The sequence below is a fragment of the Streptomyces speibonae genome, from assembly GCF_984686075.1.
This window is the reverse complement of record NZ_OZ480260.1, coordinates 6,281,568-6,294,600: the sequence shown is the minus strand read 5'-3', so window position 1 is coordinate 6,294,600 and position 13,033 is coordinate 6,281,568. Positions and strand designations below refer to the sequence as shown.

Sequence of the window (13,033 nt, the reverse complement as noted above, 5' to 3'; positions counted from 1 at the left end):
CCGTCACCTGCCGGGGGTCGCTGTGGAGGGGGTGGAACGGGGGCGGGCCGCCGCGGTGGGCGGCGGGGCCGTCGCGGTGGCCAGGGCCTCGGGGGCGAGGACCAGGGGGGCGCGGGCGGCGGAGGCGGCGGCGCTGGGCACGCCCTTGACCTTGCCGTCGGGGCCGAGGAAGGCGGGGTCCCCGCCGGGCACCATGCCCAGTTCGCGGGCGCGGCGCTGGAGGGCGTCGGGCGCGGAGTAGGCGTCGATGTCCCGCTGCAGGGCCTGTTCCTCGTCGGTGAGCTTCTTGGTCTCCCGCTTGAGGTCGTCGAGCTGGAAGGCGCCCTCGCTGAGGGCGGAGTTCAGCACCAGGAGGCCGATCAGACCGCCGCCGAGGAGCAGCACGACGAGGAGGACGAAGGGGGTGCGGGCCGCCTGGGCGCGTCCGGTGGGCAGGAACTGCGCGAGCCGGGCCGCTCTCCCCCTCAGCTCCGGTCGCCCCTTCAGTTCGGGTTTCCTACTCACTCACGCTCCCCTGAGTTCGCCTGTCCCGCCCGTACGCCGCCCGGCCCGTCACCCGCCTCCTGCGCGGGGATGCCTCACCGTCCGGGCCTCACCGTCCGCCGCCTCACTCGACGTCCTCCCGGATCCGCTCGGCGCCGCGCAGCCGCGCGGGGGCCGCCCGGCGGTTCTCCGCGATCTCCTCCTCGGTGGGAAGTTCGGCACCGCGCGTGAGCAGCTTGAGCCGGGGCTGGTACCGCTCGGGGACGACGGGGAGTCCGGGCGGGGCGGTGGTGGCGGCGCCCGCCGCGAACACCTGCTTGACGAGGCGGTCCTCCAGGGAGTGGTACGACAGCACGGCGATCCGGCCGCCGACGTCGAGGGCCTTCACGGCCGCCGGGATCGCCCGCTCCAGGACCGACAGCTCGCCGTTGACCTCGATCCGCAGCGCCTGGAAGGTGCGCTTGGCCGGGTTGCCGCCGGTGCGCTTGGCGGCCTGCGGCAGGGCGTCGCGGATCAGCTCGACCAGGCGCGCGCTGGTGGTGAAGGGCTCCTTCTCGCGCTCGCGCACCACGGCGGCCACGATCCGCTTGGCCTGCTTCTCCTCGCCGTAGGCACGCAGGATGCGCACGAGTTCGCCGGGCGGGTAGGTGTTGAGGACCTCGGCGGCGCTGACTCCGGTCGTCTGGTCCATGCGCATGTCCAGGGGGGCGTCCTGGGCGTAGGCGAAGCCGCGGCCGGCCTCGTCGAGCTGCATGGAGGAGACCCCGAGGTCGAACAGGACGCCCTGGACGCGCGGGACGCCGAGCCGGGCGAGGACGTCGGGCAGTTCGTCGTAGACGGCGTGCACCAGGGTGGCGCGGTCGCCGAAGGGGGCGAGCCGCTCGCCGGACAGGCGCAGGGCCTCCTTGTCGCGGTCCAGGGCGACGAGCCGCGCCTCGGGGAACCGTTGGAGCAGGGCCTCGCTGTGGCCGCCGAGGCCGAGGGTGCAGTCGACGACGACCGATCCCGGCCGCTCCAGGGCGGGCGCCAGCAGGTCCAGGCACCGCTGGAGCATCACCGGGACGTGTCGACTCTCGCTCAAGAGGCCCTCTCAGGTCCGGCGGCCCTTCACGCACCGCCGGGTTCCCCGCCCTCCCCCGGTGAAGGGGCGGCCGGCGCCTTCAGGCGTCGGCCGAGCGGCGGCGGGAGGAGGCCGAGCCGTACGTACGCGCCGCGCACGCGGGGAGATCCCCTGGTCGTGGCCGGGGTCTCCGGGAGACATCAGTGCAGCGGGCAGCCTTGTCTCCCGCTTCGCGTCACTTTAGTCCACGGCCCGGCCCGGTCAATCAACCGGCCTGCGCGTCGCGGTCCGCGCGGGCGAGTCAAGGGATATACCGGGTGAATCACCCTTAGGAGCAGGTCACACCACTCCTGTGGATTGCCTCACAACAAGGGTCATGGGCGGAGTTTGTCCCCTCTCACAACGGGCCTGTCACCCTCGTGACCATTACCGTCATGAGTATGACGACTTCCGCCTCGGTTCCCGCCGGCTCCACCGACGCCCCCGCCTCCTCCGGCACGGTCACCGACCGTCTGGTCGAGGCGAACGCACAGTACGCGGCCGAATTCACCGACCCCGGGATGGACGCCCGCCCCGTCCTGAACGTGGCCGTGGTGGCCTGCATGGACGCCCGGCTGGACCTGCACGCCGCGCTGGGTCTCGATCTCGGTGACTGTCACACCATCCGTAACGCGGGCGGTGTCGTCACCGACGACGTGATCCGCTCGCTGACCATCAGCCAGCGGGCGCTCGGCACCCGCAGCGTCGTGCTCATCCACCACACCAACTGCGGCCTGGAGTCCCTCACCGAGGACTTCCGGCACGAACTGGAGATGGAGGTGGGCCAGCGCCCCGCCTGGGCCGTGGAAGCCTTCCGGGACGTCGACCAGGACGTGCGCCAGGCGATGCGGCGGGTGCGCACCTCGCCCTTCCTGCTGCACACCGACGACGTGCGCGGGTTCGTCTTCGACGTGAAGTCGGGCCTGCTGCGCGAGATCGACCCGGCGTGACCCGGCCGCCCGCCCCGGGGACAATCTGAGTTCCGGAGCCGTTTCCGGTCGTAAGACCTGACATATCGCTGTCAGTTGTCCACAGGCGAGTGACACGAATCGGTAACGGCAGCAAGAATGCGGGAGTGGTGCCACGCGGAACTTTTCCGGGGTGGTGTCCGTGATTCGGGGTGGGCCGGTCCGCAGCACAGGCGTCGGCCCGGGACATTTGGGGTGCCCCGCTCCTGCACGGAGCGTGGGGAAAGGCCGAGGAGGGCCGGGTGACGACCTATGACGATCGAGCGAGCCTCACTGATCTGACCGCCGTCGTGGAGCGCGTGCGGGATTCGGTGGAAGGCGTGATCGAGGGAAAGCCTGAGGTCGTACGGCTCTCGCTGACCGTGCTGCTCGCCGAGGGACATCTGCTCATCGAGGATGTACCGGGAGTCGGCAAGACGATGCTGGCCAAGGCACTGGCACGGTCGATCGACTGTTCGGTGCGGCGGATCCAGTTCACGCCGGACCTGCTGCCCTCGGACATCACCGGGGTGTCGATCTGGGACCAGCAGCACAACGAGTTCGAGTTCAAGCCGGGCGCCATCTTCGCGCAGGTGGTGATCGGCGACGAGATCAACCGCGCCTCACCGAAGACGCAGTCCGCGCTGCTGGAGTCGATGGAGGAACGCCAGGTCACCATCGACGGCAAGACCTACGAGCTGCCCAGCCCGTTCATGGTCGTGGCGACGCAGAACCCGGTGGAGATGGAGGGCACCTACCCGCTGCCGGAGGCCCAGCGCGACCGTTTCATGGCCCGCGTCTCAGTCGGCTACCCGAGCGCGGAGGCCGAACTGCAGATGCTGGACGTGCACGGCGGTGTCTCCCCGCTGGAGAACCTCCAGCCGGTGGCGCACGCGCACGAGATCCTGAAGCTGATCGAGGCGGTGCGCGACGTGTACGTGGCCGACCCCATCCGCCGGTACGCGGTGGACCTGGTCGCCGCCACCCGCACGCATCCCGACCTCAGACTCGGGGCCTCGCCGCGCGCGACCCTGCATCTGCTGCGCGCGGCGAAGGCCTCCGCGGCCCTCGGCGGCCGGGACTACGCCCTGCCGGACGACGTGCAGGCGCTCGCCGTCGCCGTCCTCGCGCACCGGCTGCTGCCCACCGCACAGGCGCAGCTCAACCGGCGCACCGCCGAGCAGGTGGTGCAGGAGATCCTCCAGCAGACGGCGGTGCCCGCGGACACTCCGCGGACCGGCGTCGGCCACGGCACTCCGGACTACGGCCAGCAGCCGCCCCGGAGGCTGTGATGACCACCGCCGGCGCCGTCCGCACGGACGGCGACACGGGCGACCGGAGCGGGATCAGGACTGCCCTGGCGGGCCTCACCACCCGCGGGCGCTCCTTCCTGGCCGCCGGCGTGGCCGCCGCGATCTGCGCGTACGTCCTCGGCCAGAGCGATCTGCTGCGGGTCGGGCTGTTGCTGGCGGCGCTGCCGCTGGTGTGCGCGGTCGTGCTGTACCGCACCCGCTACCGCGTCGCCGGCAGCCGCCGGCTCTCCCCCGGCCGGGTTCCGGCCGGCTCCGAGGCGCGGGTCCACCTGCGGATGGACAACGTCTCGCGGCTTCCCACCGGCCTGCTGATGCTCCAGGACCGGGTGCCCTACGTGCTCGGACCGCGGCCCCGGTTCGTCCTGGACCGGGTGGAGGCGGGCGGGCGCCGCGAGGTGTCCTACCGGGTCCGCTCCGACCTGCGCGGCCGCTATCCGCTGGGCCCGCTCCAGCTGCGGCTGTCCGACCCGTTCGGCATGTGCGAGCTGACCCGCTCCTTCTCCACCTACGACACGCTCACGGTGATACCGCGCGTGGAGCCGCTGCCGCCGGTGCGGCTGAGCGGGGAGGCGATGGGGTACGGCGACGGGCGGCAGCGTTCCCTGGCACTGGCCGGTGAGGACGACGTGATCCCGCGCGGCTACCGCTACGGCGACGACCTGCGCCGGGTCCACTGGCGCTCCACCGCGCGCTACGGCGAGCTGATGGTGCGCCGCGAGGAGCAGCCGCAGCGCGCCCGGTGCACGGTGCTCCTGGACACCCGGGCCATCGCCTACGAGGGCGCGGGACCGGACTCGGCGTTCGAGTGGGCGGTGTCCGGCGCGGCCTCGGTGCTGGTGCACATGCTGGAGCGGGGCTTCTCGGTGCGGCTGCTGACCGACACCGGCACCTCGGTACCGGGCGAGGGGTCCGACGGCTTCGCGGGGGTGAACCAGGAGTCGGCGGACGCGGCCGGGCTGATGATGGACACGCTCGCCGTGGTGGACCACTCCGACGAGGACGGCCTGTCGCGCGCCTACGACGTGCTGCGCGGGGGCAACGAGGGGCTGCTGGTGGCCTTCCTCGGCGACCTCGACGAGGAGCAGGCCGCGGTGCTCGCCCGGATGCGGCAGCGCACCGGCGGCGCCCTCGCCTTCCTGCTGAACAGTGAGACATGGCTGCGGGAACCAGCCGATGTGTCCGGTCCGTTGGACAGGGGCGAGGGGCGGCTGCGGATGCTGCGCGAGGCGGGCTGGACGGCCCTGGGAGTGCCACGGGGCGCCTCGCTGAACGAGCTGTGGCGGCAGGCCGACCGGGAGCGGTCGGGCCTGGCCGCGGCGACCGGTGGGGAGGGACCGTGATCGGCGGGCGGGCGAGGCTGACCATCTGTGCCTGGGCGGCGACGCTGATGGCGGCGTGCGCCCTGCTGCCGCTGGTCGAGCCGTCGACCTGGATCGTCCAGTCGGCGTTCCTGCTGGCCGTGCAGTCGGGCGTGGGGGCGGCCACCCGCAGGGTGCCGCTGGCACGCCCGGTGACGGTGGCCGCGCAGGTCCTGGTGACGCTGGTGCTGCTGACGCTGGCGTTCGCGCGGGAGCATGCCGTCGCGGGTCTCATACCGGGCCCGGACACCTTCCGCTTCTTCGCCGATCTCCTGGAGGTGGGGGGCGACGACGTCAGCCGGTACTCGATACCGGCGCCGCTGTCCGACGGCATACGGCTGATGCTGGTCGGCGGGGTCCTGGTCATCGGGCTGCTGGTGGACACCCTCGCGGTGACCTTCCGCAGCGCGGCCCCGGCCGGGCTGCCGCTGCTCGCCCTGTACTCGGTGGCCGCGGGACTGTCCGACAACGGTATCGACTGGCTCTGGTTCCTGCTGGCCGCGGCCGGCTATCTGATGCTGCTGCTCGCCGAGGGCCGGGACCGGCTCTCCCAGTGGGGGCGGGTGTTCGCCGGCCCCGGCCGCGCGCCCCGCGACGACCGGCCCGGCGCCGTGGCACCGGTGCGCACCGGGCGGCGGATCGGTGTGCTCGCGCTGGGCATCGCCCTGGTGGCGCCGCTCGCTCTGCCCTCGATGAACGGCGGTCTGCTGGACCCCACCGGCTCGGGGGTCGGCGGGGGCGGCGGCGGGGGCGGCACCATCTCCGCGGTGAACCCGCTGGTGTCGCTGCGCGACTCGCTGAACGTGGAGGACGACCGCCAGGTGCTCTCGGTGCGCTCCGAGATGGCGGACACCTCGGACCTGTATCTGCGGATCGTCTCCCTGGACGACTTCGACGGCACCACGTGGAAGCCGTCCAAGCGGTCCATCACCGCGGTGCCCGACGGCACCTTCCCCACCCCGCCCGGTCTCGGCCCCGACATAGGACGCACGGAGATCGGCACGACGGTCTCCGTGGCCGACTGGTACGGCCAGACCTGGCTCCCGATGCCCTACCCGCCGAGCGGGGTCAGCATCCGGGGCGACTGGCGCTACGAGCCGGTCGGCATGACGCTGGTGGGCGATCACGGCCAGAACACGCGCGGCGTCACGTACGAGGTGCGCAGTCTGAACGTGCAGCCCACGGCGGAGCAGCTGGCCAACGCGGGGGCGGCGCCGCCGGCCCTGCAGCGCGAGTACACCGAGCTGCCCGGCTCGCTGCCGGACGTGGTGGCGGAGACCGCCCGTGAGGTCACCGAGGGCGCGGACAACGCCTATGCCCAGGCGCTGGCGCTCCAGGAGTACTTCACCCTGAACGGGGGCTTCGCCTACGACACCCAGGTCGACGTCGGCAGCGGCCCGCGGGCGATCGCCCGCTTCCTCCAGGACAAGCAGGGCTTCTGCGTCCACTTCTCCTTCGCCATGGCGTCGATGGCCCGCTCGCTGGGCATACCGGCGCGGGTCGCGGTGGGCTTCGCACCCGGCACCCCGCAGGCGGACGGCACCGTCGCGGTCGGGCTGCGGGACGCGCACGCCTGGCCGGAGCTGTACTTCGAGGGCATCGGCTGGACCCGCTTCGAGCCGACCCCCACCCGTGGCTCCGCCCCGGCGTACACGGTGCCGGACCCGGCGGACACCGCGGCGCCGGACCCGGCCCGGCCGTCCCAGGCGGAGTCCGAGGAGCCGTCCGCGGCGCCCTCGGAGAGCGAGAGCTGCTCCGCGGAGCGCAGGAGGCTGGACGGGTGCGGGAGCGAGTCGCCGCAGGCGGCCCTTCCCACCGGCGGCGACGGTCCGAAGTGGTACGCGCTGCTGCTGTGGGCGCTGGCCGGTCTGGCCGTCCTGGCGGTGCCGCTGTCACCGATGCTGTGGCGGCTGCGGACCCGGGCGGTGCGGCTGGGCGGACACGGCCGGTCGGAGGCGGACGCGGCGCCGCACACCCTCGCCGCGTGGGACGAGCTGACGGACTCGGCGTGGGACCACGGCATCGCGCCGGACGAGTCGCTGACTCCGCGCAAGGCGGCCGGCCGGATCGTGCGCCTGGGCCGGCTCGACGAGAGCGGGGCGGCGTCGGTGCACCGGGTCGCGGACGCGGTGGAGCAGGTGCTGTACGCGCCGCGGCCGCGGCCGGCGGCGGGGCTCGCGGATGACGTGCGGCGGGCGGTCGCGGGGCTGCGGGGCGCCGCGGGCCGGCGGCAGCGGGTGCGGGCGGTGGTCGCTCCGCGGTCGGTCGTGCGGGTGGGCTGGGCCGTGTCGGCGTGGTGGGCCGATGTCCGCGGCCGGCTGGTCGCGGCACGGCCGACGTGGCGACGGCCGTTCCGGCAACAGGGCTGAACGCTGGGCGCGGGGCCTTGCGAGTCCGGCGTGGGCTGTTTCGCCCGGGCTTCGCAGGGCCCCGCCGCCCCCGCGGGCAGCCGTGCCTCCCCCAGAGCCTGAAGGGCCTGGAAGGTACCCCCATGGGCGGTGGGGGTCCCCCCGCTCGAGCGGAGCCGAGAGTGGGGGAGGCACCCCGCAAGCGCCGGGCTGCGCGCCCCCGGCCCACACCCACGCAGCGGCGGCGCGGCCGCATACGGCGACGAAACACGGTTCAGGGGGTGACCACCAACGCGGTGGTCACCCCCTGAACCGTGTGTCTTCGTGGGGCGGGTGCGCGGCCTAGCGGCCGCCCTGCTCGTCGCGGCGCCGCTGCCAGCGCTCCTCGATGCGGTCCATCATGGAGCGACGCTGTCTGCCCCGACGGCTCGCCTGCGGGGTACCTGTGGCACCGGCGCCCTGCTCGCCCGGCTTGGGTGCCTTGCGCCAGCCGGTCACGGCGAGCACCGCGCAGCCCAGCATCACGAGGAATCCCACGACACTGAGCCAGACCTGCTGGGCGACCATACCTGCCATGAGGAGCGCAATACCCACGAGGAAGCCCGCGACCGCCTGGTAGACCCGTCGCCGGGTGTACGTACGCAGTCCGCTTCCCTCGAGCGCCGTCGCGAACTTGGGATCTTCGGCGTACAGCGCTCGCTCCATCTGCTCGAGCATGCGCTGCTCGTGCTCCGAGAGCGGCACGGAGTCCTCCTCATCGTGCAGTCGCCGGGGCGACCCGGGGGGTCCCTTCAGGATAGGCAGGGAATCGCCCCCGTGAAACCCGCCCCTCTGCGCCAATTGGCCAACCGGTACCAGCCATCACGTCCCGGCTCGCTGAGGCTTCTCATTCCCCGGCGGCCGACCCGTCATGCCGGGCGGTCTCCCTCGATCATACGGCGACCGGCCGCCATTCGGGGGGCCTGTGGCGGACTCCATGCGCGAGGGGGCCGCCGGACGCGCCGCTGATCAGCGGCGCGCCACCGTGCCCCCTCAGGCCTCCCGGGTCCCGGAGGCCCCCGGGGCCTCACCGAGCACATGGAGCTGCGTGGCCACGGAGTGGAAGGCGGCCAGCTCGGCCGCAGCGGCCTCCAGCTTCAGCAGGGCGTCCAGGGCCCCGGGCTCGGTGTCCACGAGGACACCGGGGACGAGGTCGGCGAAGACCCGCACACCGTGCACGGCGCCGACCCGCAGGCCCGCGCCCTGGACGAGTCCGGTGAGCTGCTCGGCCGTGAAGCGGCGCGGCACGGGGTCGCCCTCCCCCCATCGGCCGTTCGGGTCCTCGAGGGCCTGCTTGGCCTCGGTGAAGTGACCGGCGAGGGCGCGGGTGAGCACGGCGCCGCCGAGGCCCGCGGCGAGCAGGCTGAGGACGCCCTCGGGGCGCAGCGCCGCCACCGCGTTGCGGACGCCCTCGGCGGGGTCGTCGACGTACTCCAGGACGCCGTGGCACAGCACGGCGTCGTAGCCGCCGCGCTCGGCCACGTCGAAGAGGCCGTGGGCGTCGCCCTGGACGCCCTTGACCCGCTCGGCGACGCCTTCCTCGGCGGCGCGGCGCTCCAGCGCGAACAGCGCGTTCGGGCTGGGGTCGACGACGGTCACCCGGTGCCCGAGGCCGGCGAGGGGCACCGCGAAGTTGCCGCTGCCGCCGCCGGTGTCGAGGACGTCCAACACCTTGCGCCCGGTGGCCTCGGCCCGGCGTTCCAGGGCGTTCTGGAGGACCTCCCAGACCACGGCGGTACGGAGAGCGGCGCGGGGTCGCATCGGGTCCGACACGGTAGTGACTCCTCGGCGGGGCACCGCCTGGTGTTGTGGCGGGGCGGTTGGGCTTCAGGTGCTGTCCACCCTATGGCCTGCGGCGCGGGCGGCGGCCACCCGGCCGGGGAGTCAGCCCGCGTCCGGGATGCCGCCCGGGTCCTCGGGGTCGGTGCGGGGCGGGGGGAGGACCGGCTGGAGCGTCAGCATGCGCTCCACCAGGCGGAGGAACATGGCCACGTCGCGTATCAGGTCGTCCGCGTCGCGGGCGCTCGCCGCGCCCTGGATGCCGGCCTCGGCGCGGGCCCGGCGCCGGGCCCCCGAGGCGAACAGGGCGCTCCACTCGGTGAGCTCGGGCGCGATCTCGGGGAGCACTTCCCAGGCGCTCCGGATCTTCGCCCGGCTGCGGGGCGAGGTCTCGGGCCGGCCGCGTGCGGCGAGCACGGCGGCGGCGGTGCGCAGGGCGGCGAGGTGGGCCGTCGCATAGCGCTCGTTCGGTGTCTCGAGGACGGTGGCCTCGTCGAGTCCGGCACGGGCCTGGGCGAGCAGGTCGAGGGCGGCGGGCGGGGCCGCGGCGCGGCGCAGCACGGGGTGGATGTCGCTCGCCGGGCCGTTCAGTGAGGGGGCAGGGCCGGACGCGCGGCGCCGGCGGGCGGCGGCTGCGGACGAGTGGGCCATGACGAACCTCCTGTCGTCTTCGTGACGGCACGCCCCGAGACGGGGGGCCGTATGACACATCGTGAGGTATGCCACTGACAATCCGTTCTGACCTGCGCTTTTGCTTCGACTGTCAGTTCGGGCTAGTTTTTGCACTGACCAGTCAGTTCAAAATGGGGACGCAAAGTGGGGGGTGCTGTGGACGGTCCGCTCGGACTTGCCGTCACGGCCGACGACTTCGGCATCGAGGGACCGCGGGGCTGGGTGTTCCGCGGGGTCTCGGCCGACGCGGGGCCCGGCTCACTGATCGCGGTGGAGGGGCCGTCCGGTTCGGGCCGCACCTGCCTGCTGCTCGCGCTCACCGGGCGGATGCGGCCCACGGAGGGCCGGGCCGCCGTCGGCGGGCTGGAACTGCCCCGGCGCATGGCCGCCGTGCGCCGCCGCAGCGCCCTCGCCCACGTCGCGGGCGTGACCGATCTCGACCCGGCGCTCACCGTCGGGGAGCACCTGCGGGAACAGGCGCTGCTGCAACGGCGCTTCGGCGGCCCGTTCCGGCTCGCCCTGCCGCGGCCGCGGGAGGAGCGGGAGCGTGCGGAGAGGGAGCGCGTCGACACCGCGCTGGCCACCGCCGGACTCGGCCTCGCGACGCTGCCCAAGGGCCCGCGGACGGCCGTACGGGATCTGGAGCGGGTGGAGGCGCTGCGGCTGTCGCTCGCGCTGGCGCTGCTGGGCCGCCCCGGGCTGCTCGGCGTGGACGACACCGACCTGAAGCTCTCCCCCGCCGAACGGGACGAGATCTGGGCCCTGCTGAGGTCCGTCACCGAGACCGGCACCACCGTGCTGGCCGTGTGCAGCGAGGCTCCGCGCGACGCGGTCACGGTCCGCACCGCGGCCGCCCACGACGCGGCGGACGAGGCCGATACGGCCGACGAGGCGAAGGAGGCGGCGGCCGATGCGCTCGCCACGACTGGCCGCTCTTGAGCTCCGCCGCTTCGGCCGGGGCACGCTTCCCCGCGCGGCGCTGGTCGCCCTGCTGGTGCTGCCGCTGCTGTACGGCGCGCTGTACCTGTGGTCGTTCTGGGACCCGTACGACCGGCTGGACCGGATCCCGGTGGCGCTGGTGAACGACGACGAGGGGGCGACCGCCGACGGCGAGCGGATCACCGCTGGCGACGACATCGCCGGGGGGCTGCGCGACAGCGGCACCTTCGACTGGCGGGAGGTGAGCGCGGAGGAGGCCCGGCGGGGTGTCGAGGACGGCACCTACTACCTGTCGCTGACCCTGCCGGCCGACTTCAGCCGCCGCGTCGCCTCCGGTTCGGGCGACTCCCCCGAGGCCGGAGCGCTGCGGGTGCGGACGAACGACGCCAACAACTACATCGTCGGGCAGATCTCCCGGACGGTCTTCGGCGAGGTGCGCCGCGCGGCGTCCACGAAGACGTCGCGCACCTTCCTGGACCGGATCTTCGTCTCGTTCTCCGACATCCACGGCGAGACGGTGAAGGCGGCGAAGGGCGCCGACAAGCTCAGCGGCGGCATCGGGAAGGCGGAGAAGGGCTCCGAGGACCTCGCCGACGGCCTGACGGACGCCCGCAAGGGCAGCGGAAAGCTGTCCAAGGGCCTCAAGGACCTCCACAAGGGCGCGGGCGAGCTGGAGGACGGGGCCAAGAAGGTCGCGGCCGGGACGGGGCGGCTCGCCGAGAAGGTGAACGTGCTCGACACCGAGGCCGGCCCCTTCCTGAAGGACAACGAGAAGGCCATCGGAGCCACAGCGCGGTTCGTCGCCGACGCGGCCGGCGACCTCCGTGACGACCTCGGCGCGCTGAAGAAGGACGCGCCGGCCGCCGCGAAGGACGCCCGCGCGGCGTCCGCCGCCGTGAACGGTGTCCACAGGGCGCGCTGCGAGGAGGCCGTCGTGCCCGACGCCGCCTGCGCGGACCTGAGGACGGCCAAGGACGCGGTGGCCGCGGCGGCGACCGTCGCCGACGACGTCAGCGCCCTGGTCACCGGCCACCGCGAGGACCTCGAGAAGCTCGACGGCCGGCTGGCCACCCTGGAGAAGCAGGCCCGCACGCTCGCCGGCCGCGCCCCGCACCTCTCCGAGGACCTCGAGGACGCCGTGACCCGGATCAACAAGCTGAACACCGGGGCCGGCAAGGTCGCCGCCGGCGCGAAGAAGCTGCACAAGGGGCTCGGCACCGCCAAGACCGGCGCCCGGGACCTCGACAAGGGCGTCGGCGAGCTGAAGACGGGCGCGGACGACCTTCAGGGCGGCCTGTTCAAGCTCGTCGACGGCTCCGGGAAGCTCGCCGGCGGCCTGCACGACGGCGCGGGGAAGATCCCCGACTACGACGAGCGGGATCGCGAGCGGCGCACCGAGGTGATGGCCGACCCGGTGCGGCTGGTCTCGGACGAGCTGCACAAGGCGCCCAACTACGGCACCGGTTTCGCCCCGTACTTCATCCCGCTGTCGCTGTGGGTGGGCGCGATGGTGGCGTACATGCTGATCGCGCCGATGAACCGGCGTGCCCTCGCGGCGGGCGCCCCGGCCTGGCGGATCGCGCTCGCGGGCTGGCTGCCCGTGGTGGCGATCGGGGTGCTGCAGACGCTGGCGCTGATGTCGGTGCTGCACTGGGCGCTCGGGCTGCGGATGGCCAGGGCGGCCGGGACGGTGGCCTTCCTGTTCCTGGTGGCGGCGTGCTTCGCGGCGCTCGTGCAGTGGCTGAACGCGCGCTTCGGGGCGGCCGGCCGGATCCTGGTGCTCGCGTTGCTGATGCTCCAGCTGACCTCCGCGGGCGGCACGTACCCCGTTCAGACGAGTCCGCCGTTCTTCAACGCGCTGCACCCGTTCCTGCCGATGACCCATGTCGTCGAGGCACTGCGGCGGCTCATCTCGGGCGGCGGCCTCGGCCCGGTGTGGCAGGCGTGCGCGGTCCTGGCGGCCTTCACGGCGGGCGCCGTCGCGCTGACGGCGCTGTCGGCCCGTCGCCGTCAGGTGTGGACGATGGCCCGGCTGCACCCGGAGCTGAGCCTGTGA

General features: G+C 73.7%; 11 protein-coding genes. 6 read left to right on the top strand and 5 right to left on the bottom strand.

From position 1 onward, the window contains the following. Positions 1 to 3: 3 nt before the first annotated feature. Positions 4 to 504 (bottom strand): cell division protein FtsL, encoded by a 501-nt coding sequence (ftsL, locus tag AC5L3C_RS28280; protein WP_493651697.1) that lies wholly within the window; start codon positions 502 to 504, stop codon positions 4 to 6. A 103-nt stretch (positions 505 to 607) separates the two neighbouring features. After that, a complete protein-coding gene (rsmH, locus tag AC5L3C_RS28275; protein WP_493651695.1) occupies positions 608 to 1,564 on the bottom strand; it encodes a 16S rRNA (cytosine(1402)-N(4))-methyltransferase RsmH in 957 nt (318 codons plus the stop codon). 419 nt (positions 1,565 to 1,983) lie between these two features. Between rsmH and AC5L3C_RS28270 the strand changes: the two genes are divergently transcribed. From AC5L3C_RS28270 to AC5L3C_RS28255, 4 genes are all read left to right on the top strand, one after another. Beyond that, positions 1,984 to 2,532, top strand: a complete 549-nt coding sequence (locus tag AC5L3C_RS28270) for a beta-class carbonic anhydrase (protein ID WP_493654065.1) — start codon at positions 1,984 to 1,986, stop codon at positions 2,530 to 2,532. A gap of 260 nt (positions 2,533 to 2,792) precedes the next feature. Beyond that, a complete protein-coding gene (locus AC5L3C_RS28265) occupies positions 2,793 to 3,821 on the top strand; it encodes an AAA family ATPase (RefSeq protein ID WP_493651694.1) in 1,029 nt (342 codons plus the stop codon). Then, on the top strand, positions 3,821 to 5,182 hold the full coding sequence (locus AC5L3C_RS28260; RefSeq protein WP_493651693.1) for a DUF58 domain-containing protein: 1,362 nt from the start codon (positions 3,821 to 3,823) through the stop codon (positions 5,180 to 5,182). The genes AC5L3C_RS28265 and AC5L3C_RS28260 overlap by 1 nt, the downstream gene beginning before the upstream one ends. 47 nt (positions 5,183 to 5,229) lie before the next feature. After that, positions 5,230 to 7,569, top strand: a complete 2,340-nt coding sequence (locus tag AC5L3C_RS28255) for a transglutaminase TgpA family protein (protein WP_493654062.1) — start codon at positions 5,230 to 5,232, stop codon at positions 7,567 to 7,569. 321 nt (positions 7,570 to 7,890) lie between these two features. Here the strand turns inward: AC5L3C_RS28255 and AC5L3C_RS28250 are convergent, their stop codons facing one another. From AC5L3C_RS28250 to AC5L3C_RS28240, 3 genes are all read right to left on the bottom strand, one after another. Then, entirely contained in the window at positions 7,891 to 8,292 is a 402-nt protein-coding gene (locus tag AC5L3C_RS28250) for an SCO2097 family morphological protein (protein ID WP_493651691.1), read from the bottom strand. A 288-nt stretch (positions 8,293 to 8,580) separates the two neighbouring features. Then, the gene (locus AC5L3C_RS28245; protein WP_493651689.1) at positions 8,581 to 9,360 is read right to left on the bottom strand and encodes a methyltransferase; all 780 of its coding nucleotides are present in this window, start codon (positions 9,358 to 9,360) and stop codon (positions 8,581 to 8,583) included. A gap of 111 nt (positions 9,361 to 9,471) precedes the next feature. Beyond that, the gene (locus tag AC5L3C_RS28240; protein ID WP_493651687.1) at positions 9,472 to 10,017 is read right to left on the bottom strand and encodes an SAV_6107 family HEPN domain-containing protein; all 546 of its coding nucleotides are present in this window, start codon (positions 10,015 to 10,017) and stop codon (positions 9,472 to 9,474) included. A 177-nt stretch (positions 10,018 to 10,194) separates the two neighbouring features. Here AC5L3C_RS28240 and AC5L3C_RS28235 point away from each other — a divergent pair, with 177 nt between their 5' ends. Both AC5L3C_RS28235 and AC5L3C_RS28230 read left to right on the top strand, forming a co-directional pair. Next, positions 10,195 to 10,977: an ATP-binding cassette domain-containing protein gene (locus tag AC5L3C_RS28235; protein ID WP_493651685.1), complete on the top strand. Its 783-nt coding sequence runs from the start codon at positions 10,195 to 10,197 to the stop codon at positions 10,975 to 10,977. Beyond that, entirely contained in the window at positions 10,949 to 13,033 is a 2,085-nt protein-coding gene (locus tag AC5L3C_RS28230; RefSeq protein WP_493651683.1) for a YhgE/Pip family protein, read from the top strand. Before AC5L3C_RS28235 ends, AC5L3C_RS28230 begins: the two co-directional genes overlap by 29 nt.

What these genes read in the sequence shown, in the direction of transcription:
- AC5L3C_RS28260 (WP_493651693.1), top strand. Translation starts at nt 3,821, where the DNA reads ATGACCACCGCCGGCGCCGTCCGCACGGACGGCGACACGGGCGACCGG.
- AC5L3C_RS28240 (WP_493651687.1), bottom strand. Translation starts at nt 10,017, where the DNA reads ATGGCCCACTCGTCCGCAGCCGCCGCCCGCCGGCGCCGCGCGTCCGGC.
- AC5L3C_RS28255 (WP_493654062.1), top strand. Translation starts at nt 5,230, where the DNA reads ATGGCGGCGTGCGCCCTGCTGCCGCTGGTCGAGCCGTCGACCTGGATC.
- AC5L3C_RS28270 (WP_493654065.1), top strand. Translation starts at nt 1,984, where the DNA reads ATGACGACTTCCGCCTCGGTTCCCGCCGGCTCCACCGACGCCCCCGCC.
- AC5L3C_RS28230 (WP_493651683.1), top strand. Translation starts at nt 10,949, where the DNA reads ATGCGCTCGCCACGACTGGCCGCTCTTGAGCTCCGCCGCTTCGGCCGG.